Below are 16,591 nucleotides of genomic sequence, written 5' to 3' on the forward strand. Positions count from 1 at the left end.
ATTGAATAGAATAAATCAATTAACAGAAATACATCAATCAGGGAAGCCTTACATTATTTATAAATCACAAAAAGGATTTGATCTTTATACTGATTTCTCTAAAAAAATTATCTTAAACAAAAAAAATATTAAAAGTTTTTTAAATAAAAAAAACAAAAGAAATTTTAAAGACACCGATCTTTTTATTGGTTTTTTTGGATATGAGTTATTAAATAACTTGATTGATATAAAGGTTCCAAATCAAGCAAATTTAAGTTTTCCAAAAGGTATCTTTTATAAACCAGAAACAAAAATTAAACTTAGTAACAAATTAAAGTATAGTAAAAAAAGTTTTAAATCTGGACGCTTTAAAATTAATATAAATAGAAAGACTTACACCAATATATTCAATAAATTTAAGAAAAAGATTAAAAGTGGTGAAACATATCAAATTAAGATTTGCACAAAATACAAAACAAAATCAGAGATTAATCCATTAGATTTTTTTTCAAGGTTATCCAACACTAATTTGGCTCCAGAGGCTTTTATGATTAAGGATAATAATTACTCAATAATAAGCTGTTCTCCAGAGAATTTAATAACAAAAAAAGGCACAGATATATCCACTAAACCAATTGCAGGAACAGTTAAAAAAACAAAGTACTTAAATAAAAAAAAAGCATTAAGTTATTTTAGAAAAAACCTTAAGGAAACTAAAGAACATAACATGATTGTAGATATGGAAAGAAATGATTTATCAAGAATATGTAAAATAGGTTCTGTAAAATTGTCTAAACAAAAAATTGTAGAGGAATATAAAGACCTCTTTCATTATGTGAGCTTAATAAAAGGAAAATTAAAAAAAAATATAAGTAATTTAGAAATAATTAAAGCAATGATGCCAGGTGGCTCAGTTATAGGGTGTCCAAAGATTAACACTCTCAATCTTTTAAACAATCAGGAAAAAGAAAATAGAAATATTTACACTGGAAGTTTTGGTTATATAAAATTTAATGGTGATATGAGATTCAATATAATTATAAGATCAATCTTAAATTTTAAAAATATCTCAGAAATTTCAGTTGCCTCAGGCGTTGTTGTAGATAGTAATGCAAATCACGAATTTAATGAAAATTTTATCAAAGCAAAGGCATTAATAGATTTGTTTAAATGATTTACGTAATTGATCATAATGACTCTTTTACTCATAATGTAGTTCATCAGTTTGCTATGTTTGATAAAGTTGAGTGTGATAACTATGATAGAATTGATGAAAATAAGATTAAGCGGGCATCAACAATAATTTTTTCACCAGGACCAGGTAATCCCAAAGATTATCCAGTTACTTCTAAAATTTATAAAAAATTTAAAGGTAAAAAAAAAATAATAGGGATTTGTTTAGGATTTCAACACATTCTATATTGTGAAGGAGCAAAAATTATTGAACAAAAAAAAATTTATCACGGTTTTCAATCAAATGTCAAAGTAGTCAATGACAAATCTTTATTTCGGAAAGGAAAAAAATTTAAAGTTGGCAGGTATCACTCTTTGAAGTTAAAAGAGCCTTTCAAATCTAATAATTTTGAGATAACTATGAGATGTTTAACTTCAAAAGTTGCAATGGCTTTTGAAAATAATAAAGAAAAAATATATGGTTTTCAATTTCACCCAGAGTCTTTTTTAACTATCAATGGTAAAATACTTATTAAAAAAATCCTATCAGCTTAAAGACTTAAAGCAAATTGAGTTTCAGGACCTCTGGGGAGATCATGGAATTTTTACAACGATGTGGATTTTTGGCAAGCCAGCAAAAATTTTATTTTTTAATAATCATTTAAAAAATTTAATTTCGTCTTTAAAAAAATATCAAATAAAAAAGAGATCTTTAAAAACAGACATTTTAAAAATAATTAACAAAAACTTATCTAAAAAAAGGAAATATAATCATCTACTAAGGGTTGCTATTAATAAGAATATTATATCAATCTCTTTAAGAAAAAGAGTTAAACCTAAATTAAATTTTAATTTGAAGCTAGTAAAATTAAAAAGAGAAAAACCAGAATATAAAAATCTCAAATATAAAAAAATCTTATCTTATCTATCAAAAATGGATAACTCAAAATCAGATATTGCATTAGTATCTAATAATAGATTATTAGAAACCGGAACATCAAATTTATTATTTGTTAAAGATCAAAAATTTTTTACACCTAAAAAAGGTTATTATGAGGGAAACACTTATAAATTTTTCAAAACAAAAATAAGAAAGATAATAAAAAAAGATATTTTGCTCAAAGAGATAAAAAAATACGATGAAATATTATTAATAGGCTCTGGTAAAGGTGTTGCTTCAGTTAGAACAATAAATGAAATTAAATGGAAAAGAAAAAATTTAGAAAAATTTAATATTTTATCAAAACACTATCATGCAGAAATGAATAAATGTAACTCTTATAAATTTAAGTAAATGAAAGATCCAAATAACCCTTGCTTATTTTGTAATATTGAAAAAAGTGGATGTGCATACGAAAATGAACTAGCTTATGCAAGTTATGATTCTTATCCAGTTACAGAACATCATTGTTTAATTATTCCTAAGAGGCACATAAAAGATTATTTTGATTTATCTAATGAAGAATTGCTTGCATGTAATGATCTTGTTCAAATTGTAAAAAAAGAAATAATTAAAAAAGATCCGTCAGTGAAAGGATTTAATTTGGGAACTAATATTGGAAAAGTTTCTGGTCAATCAATTTTACATTGCCATCTTCATCTGATTCCCCGTAGAAAGGGAGATGTTGACAATCCTCAAGGAGGAGTAAGGTCTGTTATCCCAAATAAACAACACTATAAAAGAAATAAATAGCCTGTTATTAATGACAAATTGACCCTAGTTTGAGGTTGCACTATAAATTCAACTATATATAAAACCTAAAACTAATTCAAAATTTAACAAATGGCGGAAATGTTAAGTAACAATCCATTTTCAATTTTATCAGAAATAATATCACCTGTTGCAATGCAATCTTTTATTATTGCAATGATTTTGTTGATTGCAATTGGAACAATCATCCAAATGATACATCATAAGAATCTGACTTATTTTTTTAATAATGCCAAAAAGGCAAAACTTTCAGCAACAAAAGAACTAGGTGTTGGAGAAAAAGTTTCTGTGATTGCCAAAACAACTGTCGTTGATATTGGAACAACTTCGGAATTAGGTTTTGGTAAAAGAAGACTTGCACATGTTCTTGGAATGTATGGAACAATTTTGTTCTGGGTTTCCTCGGCTATGTTAGTATTTTGTTACACAGGCGTTGGTAAATCAAATTCTCAAACATGGTCAATGCTCTGGCATGTTGGAGCTATCTTAACTTGCTTAGGTGGATATTGGTTTTGGTTTTTTTTAAGGGTTGACGTATCTGCGGAAGCTCATCCTTGGTATAGAATTATTAAAGCTGATCTTTTTGTCTTAGCTTTACTTGCATGTTCAACTTTTGGTTTAGCTTGGTCTTACACTCAATTTAATGGTCAAACAGGTTTGTCTTATTTATTTTTAATTTTATTTGTTGCGTCTAATTTAGTTTTATTTGGTGGTGTCTACTGGTCTAAATTTGCCCATATGTTCTACAAACCAGGAGCAGCAATACAAAAAAATTTAGCTGAAGCTGATGGTTCAAGAGATAACTTACCTCCACCAGCTGATGCTCCTGAGCAATTTGGCTTAGGCATAAAAAGAGAAGAGCCAAAACACTATTAATATGCTATTAAAAAAAGGAGAAAAATAAATTATGTCAACTTTTGTATACATGACAAGATGTGATGGTTGTGGACATTGTGTAGATATATGTCCTTCAGACATCATGCATATAGACGAAAATATTAGAAGAGCAAAGAACATTGAACCAAATTTTTGTTGGGAATGTTATTCATGCGTTAAAGCATGTCCCAATCATGCAATCGATGTAAGAGGATATGCTGATTTTGCTCCTATGGGACATAGCGTAAGAGTAAGAAGGGAAGAGGAAAAAGGAACCATATCTTGGAAAATTAAATTTAGAAATGGAACTGAAAAAAATTTTGTATCTCCAATAACAACAAAGCCTTGGGGTAAATTCATTCCTAAACTTGCTGAGGGTGATACGCCTAATCAAGGAGAAATTAATTCTCAAAGATTATATAGTGAACCTGAAGGTTTAAACACTAATAAAGAGTTACCATCAGTTCCTAAAGAGTCTTTCAAAAAAGGAGTTTATTATTAATGGCTAAACACAAAACACATTATGAAGAATGTGATGTATTAGTCGTTGGTGGTGGAATGGCTGGTACAGGAGCAACTTTTGAAGCCAGACATTGGGGAAGAGACTTAAAAATAGTTTGTGTTGAAAAAGCAAACATTGATCGAAGCGGTGCAGTTGCACAAGGTTTATATGCAATTAATTGTTATATGGGAATGCAATGGGATGAAAATCAACCTGAGGACCATGTAAGATACGCTAGAAATGATTTGATGGGAATGGTCAGAGAGGATTTAGGTTATGACATGGCTCGTCATGTAGATTCAACAGTTCACATGTTTGATGAGTGGGGTCTTCCAATGATGAAAAATGAAAAGACTGGAAGATACCTAAGAGAAGGTAAATGGCAGATTATGATTCATGGTGAAAGCTATAAACCAATTGTAGCAGAGGCTGCAAAAAAATCAGCAGATAAAATTTATAATAGAATAATGGTTACTCATTTATTAATGGATGAGTCCCAAGAAAATAGAATTGGCGGTGCAGTTGGATTTAATATGAGAACAGGTGACTTTCATGTATTTAAATCTAAAACAGTAATAGTAGCTGCTGGTGGAGCATCACATATTTTTAAACCAAGAGCTGTAGGAGAAGGCATGGGAAGAACTTGGTATGCACCATGGAGCAATGGCTCAGCTTACGCATTACCTATAGCTGCAGGTGCTAAGATGACACAAATGGAAAACAGAATTGTGTTGTGTAGATTTAAAGATGGTTATGGACCTGTTGGAGCATATTTTTTACACTTAAAAACATATACACAAAATGCCAATGGCGAAAATTATGAAAAAAAATGGTATGATCAAACTAAGGAATTAGTTGGAGAATATATTGATCATCACCCAACTCCTACCTGTTTAAGAAATCATGCATTTATTCAAGAAGTTGCATCAGGTAATGGACCAATTCACATGGTAACAACAGAAGCTTTTCAAGATCCACATTTAGAAACTGTTGGATGGGAAAACTTTTTAGGAATGACGGTTGGTCAAGCCGTTGTTTGGGCATCACAAAATATTGATCCTAAGTATACAAATCCTGAGTTAACCACATCTGAACCTTACGTAATGGGATCTCATGCAACATGTTCTGGAGCATGGGTAAGTGGGCCAGAGGATTTGTCTCCTCCAGAATACTTCTGGGGTTATAATAGAATGTTAACTATTGATGGACTTTTTGGTGCAGGAGATACAGTAGGCGGTAGTGCACATAAATTTTCATCAGGTTCTTTTACCGAGGGTAGATTAGCAGCAAAAGCAGCAGTTAAATATATTGAAGACAAAAAGGCTGAAGGAATTAATGTTACAGATAAACAATGTGATGATTTTAAAAAGACTGTTTACAAACCTCTTGATAATTACACAGTTGCTCAAAACGAGATCACTGGCGGGACTGTTTCACCAAGTTATATTTCTCCAATTCAGGGATTGCAAAGACTTCAAAAAATAATGGATGAATACGTAGGGGGAATTACATCAAATTATATGACCAACGGAAATTTACTTAAAAAAGCCTTAGAACTTTTAAATTGGCTGCAAGAAGACTTAGAGCATGTCGGTGCGGAGGATTATCATCAGTTAATGAGAGCCTGGGAGCTAAAACATAGAGCTTTAACCTCACAATGTGTCACTGAACATACTTTATTTAGGGAGGAAACTCGTTGGCCAGGATATTATTATAGAGGAGATCATATGAAGTTAGATGATGAAAATTGGCATTGTTTAACAGTTTCAAGAAGAGATCCTAAAACTGGTAAATTTTCATTAGAAAAAGTTCCGGTTTATCACATAGTTGATGAAAAAGAAAAAAAGAAAGCCTCATAATTTATTTTAAGCAAATTTATGGATCTTTTGTCAAAATCAGATGAAGAGATTTTTACGATTGGTAAACCTTTTTGGGAAAATTTAGTTCGAGCCTCTAATATGAAGGATTATGGCGGTTTTACTAAAGATTTCTCTACTCAAATGTTGTTTGGAGCCAATGAAGTAGAGCTTGGCAAACAATGGGCGAACAATAAAATAATCACAAATTTAAATGAAACTTATGAACCCTTTGGGACTTTAAGACGAGGTGATCACATTACAGTGCTTATCAAACAGACTAATAAAGAGATACCTGGAGAGTTTTTAGGAAGGTTGGTCTTAGGGGTTGAGGATGGTGAGATCAAGATTTTTGGAGCTACAATTTATTAATTAAAGTTTGACAATTTTTTTACTGGGTGTATTCAGGGATTTAGATGCATCTTTCAAATTTAAAAATTCTAAATATCATAGCAAATAAAAAAACAACTTTTATTAAAACTGGAATTTTTTCAGCTATAGCTGCATGTTGGGGTGTTATCTTAGTTGGAACTTTTATTACTTTCAAATAAGTAATATTTTAAGTTTTTATTATTAGATGGATGTTTTTTTACCTATAGCCCAAGTTTTTATTAACCCAGTAGAAATACTTTTGATAAGTGCCATTGTAGGTGTTCTTTCAGGTTTGTTTGGAGTAGGAGGTGGATTTTTAATGACACCTTTTTTAATCTTTATGGGTGTTCCTCCAGCTTACGCAGTAGCTAATGAAGCAAATAATATTTTAGCAACTTCTGTATCTGGATCTACCACTCATTGGCTAAAAAATACTTTAGATTATAAAATGGGATTAATGATTGTAGTTGGAGGGACAGTGGGAACTATAATTGGTATTTTTACATTCACTTATTTTAAAGATATTGGAAAAATAGATACAGTTATTTCTTTGGCTTACATGTACATTCTTGCAATTATTGGGACTTTGATGTTAGTGGAAAGCTTGGGTGAGATTGATAAAGCTAAAAAAAATATTGTTGAAAGGAAAAAATTGCATGTTCATTATTGGATTCATGGACTTCCTTTTAGAATGAGATTTCCAAAATCTAAATTATATGAAAGTATATTTACACCTATCATAATTGGATTAGTTGTTGGTTTTATTGCAGCTATAATGGGGATTGGTGGTGCATTTATTCTAGTACCCGCAATGATTTATATAATTAAGATGCCAACAAGGTTAGTGCCTGGAACTTCGTTATTTGTAACAATTTTTGTTAGTGTGATAGTTACTTTTCTTCATTCAATTAACTATGGTTCAATAGATCTAATGTTGGTTTTAATGTTAGTTGTAGGATCAATAGTAGGAGTTCAAGTGGGCCAGAAACTTGGAGAACAGATTGACAGTTCAGGATTAAAGGCCTTATTAGCAATTTTATTATTAATTGTTGGGATAGTAATAGCTTATGATACTTTTTTTGCTGAAGAGATACAACGTGAAGTATCATCTAAGGAATTGACAGAATTAAATTTTTTTTCAAAATTTATTAAAGAGTTTTCCGAAGATATGCCATTCTTTTACGGATTATTTTCAATTTTATTTGCTGTAATCTTAGGAATTTCTGCTGCTTTTATAAGAAGATTAATTTCAAAGTTTAGAAAAAAGTATTTTAATAAACCAGTAAAACAAACTAAATAAATAATTTAAGATAGATTTCAATCGTAAGAATACTTACTATTCCTACTGTTAACATTGCTATAAATCCAACAACAAAAGGCTTATAACCCATATTCTTAATATCTTTTAAATTTGTTGATAAACCTATCGCTGCCATAGCCATAGTTAAAAAAATTTTTGAACTAGCTTTGATTAAACCTATAATTTCAATCCAATTATTATTGTTTGTTGGGAAAAATTCATCACCCGTATTTCTTAAGATTATCATTCCAATAAAACCTAGTACAAAATAAGGAAATATATTTAAAATAGAGTAACTTTTTTCTTTAATTTTACCTCTATTATAAAGATAAGCGAAAAGAGGGATCATAACTATCAAAAAAGTGTTTCTTAAAAGTTTTGTAACAGTTGCAACATTTAATGTTTCAGGACTATTGAATTGTTGATCATATATTAATCCAGCTGCTGCAACCTGAGAAGTTTCATGAATAGCAGTACCTAAAAAAAGACCAGCAAATAATGAGTTTCCCTCAAAATAAAAATTTGCAAAATAGGGATATAACAACATCGATAATATTCCGAATAGAGTGATATTAGCAATCGCATAAGAAATTTCACTTTTGTTAGCTCTTATTACTGGTGCAGTTGCCATAATGGCTGTAGTGCCACAAACAGTGCTACCAATTGATATTAAGTAAGCCATCCTAGTTGGTATTTGAAGTTTTTTAATTATTAGCTTTATTACGATTAAAACGCTTAATATACAAATTAGTATTAATGGAATTGCCATTTTTCCAAATTCTAAAAACTCGAAAGGTTTTAATTGTATACCTAAACAAATTATTCCAAGTTTTAAAATATAATCTTTACTAAAATCTAATCCCTTTTGAAAACTTTCACGAATTTTAAAAAAATTTCCAAAGAAAATACCTAGCAGAATAGCTATCATTGCTGTTGAGATTGGACTTTTTGCATATCCTAAAAGCTCAATACCAATAATGTTATTAAAACCTTGTGAGAGAGTATAAAGAATAAATGCAAGAATTATACCTGGTATAAACACCAAGTAATTTTTTAAAACCATCTTTTATTAAGTGATTATGCGCTTCTATAAAGTTTAGTCATAACAAATTCCTTATGACCTAAAGCTTCTGCGCAAGTTAGTCTTCCATTAGCAACTCTAAGAGTTGTCTCAATAAGTTTGTCTCCCGCTTCTGATAAATTCATTTCTCTTGAAAGAATTTTTGATACATCACAATCAATATGCTCACCCATACTTTTAACAGTTAATGGATTAGCAGTTAATTTAACAACTGGCTCTATAGGATTTCCAACAATATTGCCTTGACCAGTCGGGAATAGATGAATATTAAACCCTGCTGCTGCTTGTAATGTTACACACTCTGCTGCAGCTGAAGAAGTATCCATAAAATATAATCCTTTACCTTTTTTTGGTTCTTCCGCTGGCTCTAAAACATCTATAAATTTACAATCACCAATTTTTTGAAAATTTCCAAATGCTTTTTCTTCAATAGTTGTTAAACCACCAGCAATATTTCCAGCAGTTGGTTGACTCTCTGAAAGATCATCTGTTGCTTCTTTTAAGATAAAATCATTATAAGCGCTCCAAGTTTTCATAAATTTATCTGAAGCTTCTTTTGTTGCACCTCTGGTTGCACAAACTTTTTCAGCCCCAGTTAGCTCTGAGGTTTCACCAAAACATAAATGAACACCAAGTGGCTCAAGTTTATCCATTAAGTTTCCGACTGTAGGATTCGATGCAAGACCTGATGTAGTATCTGACTCTCCACATTTTACTGAAATCCATAAATCACTTATTGGACATTCCTCTCTTTGTTTTTCTGATGCCCACATTACAAATTCTTGTGCCTTTTTAGATGCTTTCATAACAGTTCCAATATCACCTGTTCGTTCAATATGAAAACCTTCCACTGGCTTTCCAGTTTTTGCTATTCCATCAACAATTCTTTTTGTCCATTTTGGCTCAATACCAATTACAATTACAGCAGCAACATTTGGATTGCTTCCAGTTCCAATCATTGTTCTAAAATGTAGCTCTAAATCTGCTCCAAACTGCAATCGTCCATATGAATGTGGTAATGCTATAGTTCCTTTTATATTGTTTGCAACTGCCTCTGCACACGCGTTCGAAATATCATCAACTGGTAAAATAATTACGTGATTTCTAGTTCCCGCTCTTCCATTCTCTCTTTTGTAACCTAAAAAACTTTTCGGAATTCCCATTAATTTACCACTTTTTTGTTTTTACGTTATGAACATGAACATGCTCACCTTTTCTAATCGATTTTACTACTTTGCCAATATCATGACCATATTTTAAGATCGTATCACCCTCTTTTAAGTCAATCATTGCAATTTTGTGACCCAAAGGAATTTCATCCATTGATTGAATGTCTGTTGAACTATCGTCCTCCATAATCCAACACTTACAGTCTTGTTTTGGGGTTATTTTTTCTATTACTACTACCCCCACATTATCTTTTTTGTCGTGAATTATGATGTCAGTAGCCATTTTATCGTGTCGATTTGTTTGTTTGAATTTTTAGAAATCTTATATATTAATCGCGTCAATTAACAAATAGTTTTATAAAAAAAATATTACATATACTAGTTTAGAAAGGTTCTATTAATGACTAAAATGACAACAGAAGAAGCTTTTGTAAAAGTTTTACAAATGCACGGCATCGAACATGCTTTTGGAATTATTGGCTCAGCATTCATGCCAATCTCAGATATATTTCCTGATGCAGGAATAACGTTTTGGGATGTTGCTCATGAGACAAACGGTGGATTAATTGCAGATGGCTATACAAGATCTACTGGTAAAATGTCTATGGTCATTGCTCAAAATGGACCAGGTATAACTGGATTAGTAACACCGATCAAAACTGCATATTGGAATCATACACCCTTACTATTAGTAACACCACAAGCAGCAAATAAAACTATGGGTCAAGGGGGTTTCCAAGAAGTAGAACAAATGAATTTATTTAAAGACATGGTTTGTTATCAAGAAGAGGTTAGAGATCCATCAAGAATGGCAGAAGTTTTAAATAGAGTAATCGAAAAAGCAATAAGAGGTTCGGCGCCAGCGCAAATTAATGTTCCAAGGGATTATTGGACACAAGTTATCGACATTGAATTACCACCAATCGTGAGATTAGAAAGACAAGGTGGTGGAGCAGAGGCAATAGATAAGGCCGCAAAACTTTTATCCAATGCAAAGTTTCCTGTAATTTTATCTGGTGCAGGTGTTGTAATCGGTGGTGCAATTGATGAAACAAAAAAACTTGCAGAAAAGTTAGACTCTCCAGTTTGCTCTGGTTATCAACATAATGATAGTTTTCCAGGAAGTCATCCTTTAGCCGTAGGACCCTTAGGATACAATGGATCAAAAGCTGCAATGGAACTGATATCTAAAGCAGATGTTGTTTTGGCTTTAGGAACTAGATTAAATCCTTTTTCTACACTCCCAGGTTATGGAATTGATTATTGGCCAAAGAAAGCGAGTATCATTCAAGTTGATATTAATCCAGACAGAATTGGTCTAACAAAAAAAGTTACAGTTGGAATAAGTGGAGATGCTAAATTAGTTGCTCAACAAATATTTAATAAATTATCATCTAATGCAGGTGATACAGATAGACAAAAAAGAAAAGACTTAATTCATCAAACAAAGTCTGCATGGTTACAAAAATTATCAAGTTTAGATCATGAGGATGATGACGAAGGAACAGTTTGGAATAAAGAGGCAAGAGAGAGAGACAAAGATAGAATGTCACCAAGACAAGCTTGGAGAGCAATTCAAGCGGGAATGCCAGAGGACGTAATTATCTCAAGTGATATCGGTAATAATTGTGCGATTGGAAATGCTTACCCAACTTTTGAAAAACCAAGAAAATATTTAGCACCTGGTTTGTTTGGTCCCTGTGGTTATGGTTTTCCATCGATCTTAGGAGCAAAAATTGGATGTCCTGACACACCTGTAATTGGTTTTGCAGGAGATGGAGCATTTGGAATTAGTATGAATGAAATGAGTTCTTGTGCACGTGAAGAATGGCCAGCGATTACAATGGTAATTTTTAGAAATTACCAATGGGGTGCAGAAAAAAGAAACACAACTCTTTGGTTTGATAATAATTTTGTCGGAACAGAATTAGATCCCGAATTAAGTTATGCAAAAGTAGCTGATGCATGTGGCTTAAAGGGAATAACTGTTAAAACAATGGAAGAGACAACTGCTGCAATTAAACAATCTTGTGAGGATCAAAAAAAAGGTATTACTACATTTATTGAGGTAATTCTAAATCAGGAACTTGGCGAACCATTCAGAAGAGATGCTATGAAAAAGCCAGTAAGAGTAGCTGGTATTAAAAAAGAAGACATGAAGAAACAACCCTCTTTGATTTCTTAAAATCTTTTAATTAACAAACAATTATCGTAATCTTTTTTTATGGAAGTAGTTAATGATAATTGTTGTAGTTGGGTTAATGATTTAAATCCAAGAACAAATATCCAAACAATTTCTTCTGATTTGAGTTGTGAATGGTTAGTCGTAGGTGCAGGTTATACAGGATTGTCAGCTGCAAGAAAATTAGGTCAACTTTACCCTAATCAAAAAATATTATTAGTTGATGCTCAATTAGCAGGAGAGGGTGCAAGTTCGAGAAATTCAGGATACTTAGTCGATACGACACTTAATGATGGTTTTACTTCTAATAAAGAATTAGACAATTACAAAAAAAAAGCTGATATCTACAAAATAGGAATAGAGGCAGTTAAAAAGTTTATCAAAGAGTATCAAGTAGACTGTGATTGGAATGAGTGTGGAAAGTATTTTGCATCATCAAATATTAAAGATAAAAAAATCTTAGAAAATTTCTCAGACACTTTGTCTAAGTTAGGTTTTGAACATAATTTAATATTTAAAAACGTTCTTACAAAGAGATTAGGCACTAACTTCTATAATGTTGCTCTTTATACAAAAGGAGGAATTTTATTACATCCAGGCAAGTTAGTAAGAGCAATGGTTGATACATTGCCTGAGAATGTAATACTTTATGAAAATTCATTGTTATTAAATTGGAAAAAGATTGGTGGTTTAATAAATTGTAATTTTAGAAATGGCTCGATAAAATCAAAAAGAATAATCTTTGCAACTAACGGATTTCTTAAGTCCTTAGGTATTAAGTCAAATTATAATTTTCCAATTACTTTAACTGCAAGTATGACAAGACCTTTAACTGAAAAAGAATTTACATCAATTGGAGAACCGAAAGAGTGGGGTGTTTTACCTGTTAGACCAATGGGTGCAACGATTAGAATGACTAAAGATAGAAGAATTTTAATAAGAAATACTGCAGAGGTTTACAATCCTTACCAGATGTCTAAATCTAATTTGGAAAAAAGATCTATAAAACAAAAGATTGGTATTAAAAAAAGATTTCCACAATTACCAGATGATATAATTCAGTCAACTTGGTCAGGAATTGTCTCAAGAACCAGAAATAGTTCTCAAATCTTTGAAAAAATTCAAGAAAATATATTTGTTGCAGGTTGTTATAATGGTTCAGGTATTGGAGTAGGGACATTGTTTGGTGAACAAATTGCAATTAAGGCTAGTAATGAAAACACAAAAGAAATTGAAACTATTGAGGCAAGAAGCAAACCGACATGGTTACCACCACAACCTTTTTTGAATTTAGGTATAAAAGCTCGACTGATGTATGAAAGGCTTAGAGCTAAATCTGAAATTTAAATAGGAGTTTAGTTGCCATATACCTATTAACATAATTTTCTGATTGTTTTTAAAATTTTTCATAAGTTAGTTTTGCTTTTTCATAAAGCTCTTTGTCATATTCTAAATTATTAATTTCTTTATTTTTATTTTTAAAAAAACCTAAATTTATATTATTTTCTTTGATAAGATTTAATTTCTTTAATAAATTTTCAATATAAAAATCATCAGAAAGTTTCTCATATTTAATAAATAAACATTTATTATTAAGTTTATATTTTTTGTAAATATCATCATAAAATATAAACCATTGTTCCAACCAATAATTAATGTTTTGAAATTCATTATAAAGAATAGGTTTATTCCAGGATTTGTGCTCAAGCCCAAACTCATTATGTCCTAAATAATTCATATATCTTCTTATAAAATCATTATTTTTTTGTAATTTACAAAAGTTAAAATGTTGATTCATTAATGAAAATGAATGTTGTAATGGTTCTCTTATAGGTATTAAAAAAAAACTATTTGGTAATATTGATAGAATTAAATCAATTCTTTTAAAATTTAGATTATTTTTACTTAAATATTTATTTTTTTTTTTAGATTGAATTATTAAATTAATATAATTTGATAGTTCATCTTTAATAAATAACTCATCATTATTAAAAAATATTTCATCAAATGCCTCAGGACTACTATTATCAAAATATATGTCATCTTTATGAAGTCTTTCTTTTAATGGAACAGATGATTTATTGTATAATTTTGATAAATTAGGCGAGAGTACAAAAGGTACATTTTCATATGTTAATGATGCATATTCACCAGATGAGTAAATAAAATTTAGCAAGCTAGTTGTCCCAGATCTAGGTAATCCTGTTATAAAGATATGAGATTGATGTTTTAAATCATATTTTTTTAGATAAAAAATTTTTTCAAGTTCAAATAACGATTTATTTATTAGCTTCTTGCTTAGTACAAAGTCATGCAAAAATCTTTGAATAAAATTATAATTTTTCATTAATTTTTTTTCTCAAGAAATAATAAAAAATAAAAAAAAATATTGACTGAATAATACCACTTATTGATAAAATGAAATTTAAATATGAGTTATTTATTAAGTTTATTGCTAATATTAAAATAATTACAGCAAGAATAATAAGAAAAACTTTCATTGAATTTAAAAATATTAATTTTGCATATTTAAATAAAAGTAATTCTTTTCTAAAATCAGAGACATTATTAAATTTAAAAAGATTGTATAATTTCTTATAAATTTCCAAATTTATTTGGATGAAATTTTTGAATTTTATAAATTTTGATAATTCATAAATAATAATTATATTTATTATTAGTGAAAATTGATTAGTCAGATTTACTATTATTGTTTTTTTGTTTATCTTGATTTGATCTAATTTTTTCAATTAATCTTTTTAATGGAAACCAAATTATACCAAATAACGCAACGAAAATAGCTATAATAATTCCTATCGTAGCTGCAATAACGCCTCCTCCAACACCAGGTCCTAAGTAGGCATAAGAAGGATTTGAAATTAAAGTAAAATAAAGAACTAATAAAATAATTCTTAACATTTTTTTTCCTTAATAATTGATTTTATTTTTTTAATCATTGAATCATTTTCAATAACCCTACTCCAACTAATAAACCCTATATCTCCATTTTTATCTTTATTGATAAATTCCCACTCTTTTTCACCTTTATTATTAATTAGTAAAATTCTTCCATGATTTTGTTCTTCAACCATAAGTGCTCCATCTTCAAAAATATGTGAAAGACCAGCGGTAAATGTTTTAAAATTCTCCTCCATTAAAACTTCATTAAATAATTTATTAAATTTTTTTGTTTCAAAATTATAAATTAAAATTTCAGAATATTCATTCTTTACTATAGAATTATTATTATTGAAAATAGATATTTCTTTATCAGAAATTATATCAACATCATGCTGTTGTGAAAATGGTCCTTTGATATAATTTATAACCTTATTATCTGAGGGTCTATAATGGATAATTGAGGATTGATGTCTTAAACTCAAAAAAACATCTCCTTTTTTCCAATATTTGCTATCTTCTAAAGCTGGCTCAATATCATTTAGATGTATTGGATCAAATCGGAAATCTTCTCCATTTTCAAATATATTTCCATCACGTATTAAATTATTTTCTATCATTAATTCAGTGACACTTTTATTGAATAAAATTTTTCCGTTTAAATCAATTTTTATAATTGAATCATCCCAAAAATCATACGCTTTATACTCCAGGACATATTTAGATTGTGGATACATTTGTCCTGCTACCCAAATATCCCCATTATGATCTAACATTTTACTATGATGAAATTTTTCATCATCATTAATCCAAATTAAATTAGAACAAAAACCAATTTTAAATTCAACTGAATAATCGCTATCACTTACTATTGAACCATCTTCTAGTAATAAAGGGTGTCGATATTCAAATCTAATTGGAACGTCATCTTTGAATACTTCCTCAAATTCGTCTATATTAGTGATTTGATTATGCATAGCATTAATATCATGACTATAAGTGTGAATTATTTCAAAGTTATTTAAATCAACTAGATCAATAACAGATCTATTCAAGCTATGATCATATCGAGGCAAAACCAAAAGAGCATTTCTTTTATTTGGAATAAACTGTTTAAACCTAATTTTATCTTTATGTTTTATTAAAATACCAGGTTTATTTGGATCAAGGTTTTTACCTTTTAAAATATTATTAATTATATCCTCTGCTGTGTTAGGGATTTGAGCAAGATTTACAGCAAATTTCTGTAAATTTGGATGTTTTTTTCCTCCACTGTAATGATGTTTTAATAGAGAGCCATATAGAGATGTAAAAATTAGTATTAATAGTAAAATTAAATAAAATATAAAAAATTTTCTAATCATTAATTAGGTATATCAAAAGCTTGAAAATTAAATACTATAAATACATATTTGGCCAATCTTTATTGTTGTATCTGTCAATTTCTCTCTTAGAAAAAGGTCTGAACAGCACCCATACAACAACGACTACT

General features: G+C 29.7%; 19 protein-coding genes. 13 read left to right on the top strand and 6 right to left on the bottom strand.

Annotated features, from left to right (window positions below):
* Position 1: 1 nt before the first annotated feature.
* The 10 genes from B5L73_RS02700 (at position 2) to B5L73_RS02740 (ending at position 7,769) form a co-directional block, all read left to right on the top strand.
* Positions 2-1,153 carry a chorismate-binding protein gene (locus tag B5L73_RS02700; RefSeq protein WP_085147566.1) on the top strand — a complete coding sequence of 384 codons (1,152 nt, stop codon included), beginning with the start codon at positions 2-4 and terminating at the stop codon, positions 1,151-1,153.
* Positions 1,150-1,707, top strand: a complete 558-nt coding sequence (locus B5L73_RS02705) for an aminodeoxychorismate/anthranilate synthase component II (RefSeq protein ID WP_085147567.1) — start codon at positions 1,150-1,152, stop codon at positions 1,705-1,707. Before B5L73_RS02700 ends, B5L73_RS02705 begins: the two co-directional genes overlap by 4 nt.
* On the top strand, positions 1,670-2,446 hold the full coding sequence (locus tag B5L73_RS02710) for an aminotransferase class IV (RefSeq protein WP_085147569.1): 777 nt from the start codon (positions 1,670-1,672) through the stop codon (positions 2,444-2,446). Before B5L73_RS02705 ends, B5L73_RS02710 begins: the two co-directional genes overlap by 38 nt.
* Positions 2,447-2,845 carry an HIT family protein gene (locus B5L73_RS02715; protein ID WP_085147571.1) on the top strand — a complete coding sequence of 133 codons (399 nt, stop codon included), beginning with the start codon at positions 2,447-2,449 and terminating at the stop codon, positions 2,843-2,845.
* A 99-nt stretch (positions 2,846-2,944) separates the two neighbouring features.
* Positions 2,945-3,739: an adenylyl-sulfate reductase gene (locus B5L73_RS02720; RefSeq protein ID WP_085149599.1), complete on the top strand. Its 795-nt coding sequence runs from the start codon at positions 2,945-2,947 to the stop codon at positions 3,737-3,739.
* A gap of 31 nt (positions 3,740-3,770) precedes the next feature.
* Entirely contained in the window at positions 3,771-4,241 is a 471-nt protein-coding gene (gene aprB, locus B5L73_RS02725) for an adenylyl-sulfate reductase subunit beta (RefSeq protein ID WP_075522233.1), read from the top strand.
* Positions 4,241-6,100, top strand: a complete 1,860-nt coding sequence (gene aprA, locus B5L73_RS02730; RefSeq protein WP_085147573.1) for an adenylyl-sulfate reductase subunit alpha — start codon at positions 4,241-4,243, stop codon at positions 6,098-6,100. The genes aprB and aprA overlap by 1 nt, the downstream gene beginning before the upstream one ends.
* An 18-nt stretch (positions 6,101-6,118) precedes the next feature.
* Entirely contained in the window at positions 6,119-6,469 is a 351-nt protein-coding gene (locus B5L73_RS02735) for a hypothetical protein (protein ID WP_085147575.1), read from the top strand.
* 44 nt (positions 6,470-6,513) lie between these two features.
* Entirely contained in the window at positions 6,514-6,648 is a 135-nt protein-coding gene (locus B5L73_RS06520) for a hypothetical protein (RefSeq protein WP_257788358.1), read from the top strand.
* Positions 6,649-6,674: 26 nt separating this feature from the next.
* Positions 6,675-7,769, top strand: a complete 1,095-nt coding sequence (locus B5L73_RS02740) for a sulfite exporter TauE/SafE family protein (RefSeq protein ID WP_085147577.1) — start codon at positions 6,675-6,677, stop codon at positions 7,767-7,769.
* On the opposite strand, the gene B5L73_RS02745 is transcribed toward B5L73_RS02740, so the two are convergent.
* The 3 genes from B5L73_RS02745 to B5L73_RS02755 are packed head-to-tail and all read right to left on the bottom strand — an operon-like array spanning position 7,762 to position 10,302.
* Positions 7,762-8,832: a YeiH family protein gene (locus tag B5L73_RS02745; protein WP_085147579.1), complete on the bottom strand. Its 1,071-nt coding sequence runs from the start codon at positions 8,830-8,832 to the stop codon at positions 7,762-7,764. The genes B5L73_RS02740 and B5L73_RS02745 overlap by 8 nt on opposite strands.
* 14 nt (positions 8,833-8,846) lie before the next feature.
* The gene (locus B5L73_RS02750; RefSeq protein WP_085147581.1) at positions 8,847-10,013 is read right to left on the bottom strand and encodes a UxaA family hydrolase; all 1,167 of its coding nucleotides are present in this window, start codon (positions 10,011-10,013) and stop codon (positions 8,847-8,849) included.
* Positions 10,014-10,017: 4 nt separating this feature from the next.
* Positions 10,018-10,302: a UxaA family hydrolase gene (locus tag B5L73_RS02755; protein WP_085147585.1), complete on the bottom strand. Its 285-nt coding sequence runs from the start codon at positions 10,300-10,302 to the stop codon at positions 10,018-10,020.
* Between the two features lie 117 nt (positions 10,303-10,419).
* Here B5L73_RS02755 and xsc point away from each other — a divergent pair, with 117 nt between their 5' ends.
* Positions 10,420-12,204, top strand: a complete 1,785-nt coding sequence (xsc, locus tag B5L73_RS02760) for a sulfoacetaldehyde acetyltransferase (RefSeq protein ID WP_085147587.1) — start codon at positions 10,420-10,422, stop codon at positions 12,202-12,204.
* 39 nt (positions 12,205-12,243) lie between these two features.
* Positions 12,244-13,548, top strand: a complete 1,305-nt coding sequence (locus tag B5L73_RS02765) for an NAD(P)/FAD-dependent oxidoreductase (RefSeq protein ID WP_085147589.1) — start codon at positions 12,244-12,246, stop codon at positions 13,546-13,548.
* A gap of 49 nt (positions 13,549-13,597) precedes the next feature.
* Here the strand turns inward: B5L73_RS02765 and B5L73_RS02770 are convergent, their stop codons facing one another.
* Positions 13,598-14,548, bottom strand: a complete 951-nt coding sequence (locus tag B5L73_RS02770) for a sulfotransferase (RefSeq protein ID WP_085147591.1) — start codon at positions 14,546-14,548, stop codon at positions 13,598-13,600.
* A gap of 71 nt (positions 14,549-14,619) precedes the next feature.
* Between B5L73_RS02770 and B5L73_RS06420 the strand changes: the two genes are divergently transcribed.
* Complete coding sequence (locus B5L73_RS06420) at positions 14,620-14,802, top strand: hypothetical protein (RefSeq protein WP_157101073.1); 183 nt, start codon at positions 14,620-14,622, stop codon at positions 14,800-14,802.
* A gap of 90 nt (positions 14,803-14,892) precedes the next feature.
* Here the strand turns inward: B5L73_RS06420 and B5L73_RS02780 are convergent, their stop codons facing one another.
* Both B5L73_RS02780 and B5L73_RS02785 read right to left on the bottom strand, forming a co-directional pair.
* The gene (locus B5L73_RS02780) at positions 14,893-15,120 is read right to left on the bottom strand and encodes a hypothetical protein (protein ID WP_085147595.1); all 228 of its coding nucleotides are present in this window, start codon (positions 15,118-15,120) and stop codon (positions 14,893-14,895) included.
* Entirely contained in the window at positions 15,114-16,463 is a 1,350-nt protein-coding gene (locus tag B5L73_RS02785) for an arylsulfotransferase family protein (protein ID WP_085147597.1), read from the bottom strand. The genes B5L73_RS02780 and B5L73_RS02785 overlap by 7 nt, the downstream gene beginning before the upstream one ends.
* Between the last annotated feature and the right edge of the window lie 128 nt (positions 16,464-16,591).

It is taken from the genome of Candidatus Pelagibacter sp. RS39, from assembly GCF_002101315.1.
Lineage (GTDB): Bacteria > Pseudomonadota > Alphaproteobacteria > Pelagibacterales > Pelagibacteraceae > Pelagibacter.

What these genes read in the sequence shown, in the direction of transcription:
- B5L73_RS02715 (WP_085147571.1), top strand. Translation starts at nt 2,447, where the DNA reads ATGAAAGATCCAAATAACCCTTGCTTATTTTGTAATATTGAAAAAAGT.
- B5L73_RS02750 (WP_085147581.1), bottom strand. Translation starts at nt 10,013, where the DNA reads ATGGGAATTCCGAAAAGTTTTTTAGGTTACAAAAGAGAGAATGGAAGA.
- aprB (WP_075522233.1), top strand. Translation starts at nt 3,771, where the DNA reads ATGTCAACTTTTGTATACATGACAAGATGTGATGGTTGTGGACATTGT.
- xsc (WP_085147587.1), top strand. Translation starts at nt 10,420, where the DNA reads ATGACTAAAATGACAACAGAAGAAGCTTTTGTAAAAGTTTTACAAATG.
- B5L73_RS02705 (WP_085147567.1), top strand. Translation starts at nt 1,150, where the DNA reads ATGATTTACGTAATTGATCATAATGACTCTTTTACTCATAATGTAGTT.
- B5L73_RS02740 (WP_085147577.1), top strand. Translation starts at nt 6,675, where the DNA reads ATGGATGTTTTTTTACCTATAGCCCAAGTTTTTATTAACCCAGTAGAA.
- B5L73_RS02710 (WP_085147569.1), top strand. Translation starts at nt 1,670, where the DNA reads ATGGTAAAATACTTATTAAAAAAATCCTATCAGCTTAAAGACTTAAAG.
- B5L73_RS02785 (WP_085147597.1), bottom strand. Translation starts at nt 16,463, where the DNA reads ATGATTAGAAAATTTTTTATATTTTATTTAATTTTACTATTAATACTA.
- B5L73_RS02755 (WP_085147585.1), bottom strand. Translation starts at nt 10,302, where the DNA reads ATGGCTACTGACATCATAATTCACGACAAAAAAGATAATGTGGGGGTA.
- B5L73_RS02780 (WP_085147595.1), bottom strand. Translation starts at nt 15,120, where the DNA reads ATGTTAAGAATTATTTTATTAGTTCTTTATTTTACTTTAATTTCAAAT.
- B5L73_RS02720 (WP_085149599.1), top strand. Translation starts at nt 2,945, where the DNA reads ATGTTAAGTAACAATCCATTTTCAATTTTATCAGAAATAATATCACCT.
- B5L73_RS02735 (WP_085147575.1), top strand. Translation starts at nt 6,119, where the DNA reads ATGGATCTTTTGTCAAAATCAGATGAAGAGATTTTTACGATTGGTAAA.
- B5L73_RS02770 (WP_085147591.1), bottom strand. Translation starts at nt 14,548, where the DNA reads ATGAAAAATTATAATTTTATTCAAAGATTTTTGCATGACTTTGTACTA.
- aprA (WP_085147573.1), top strand. Translation starts at nt 4,241, where the DNA reads ATGGCTAAACACAAAACACATTATGAAGAATGTGATGTATTAGTCGTT.
- B5L73_RS02745 (WP_085147579.1), bottom strand. Translation starts at nt 8,832, where the DNA reads ATGGTTTTAAAAAATTACTTGGTGTTTATACCAGGTATAATTCTTGCA.
- B5L73_RS06420 (WP_157101073.1), top strand. Translation starts at nt 14,620, where the DNA reads ATGAAATTTAAATATGAGTTATTTATTAAGTTTATTGCTAATATTAAA.
- B5L73_RS02765 (WP_085147589.1), top strand. Translation starts at nt 12,244, where the DNA reads ATGGAAGTAGTTAATGATAATTGTTGTAGTTGGGTTAATGATTTAAAT.
- B5L73_RS06520 (WP_257788358.1), top strand. Translation starts at nt 6,514, where the DNA reads ATGCATCTTTCAAATTTAAAAATTCTAAATATCATAGCAAATAAAAAA.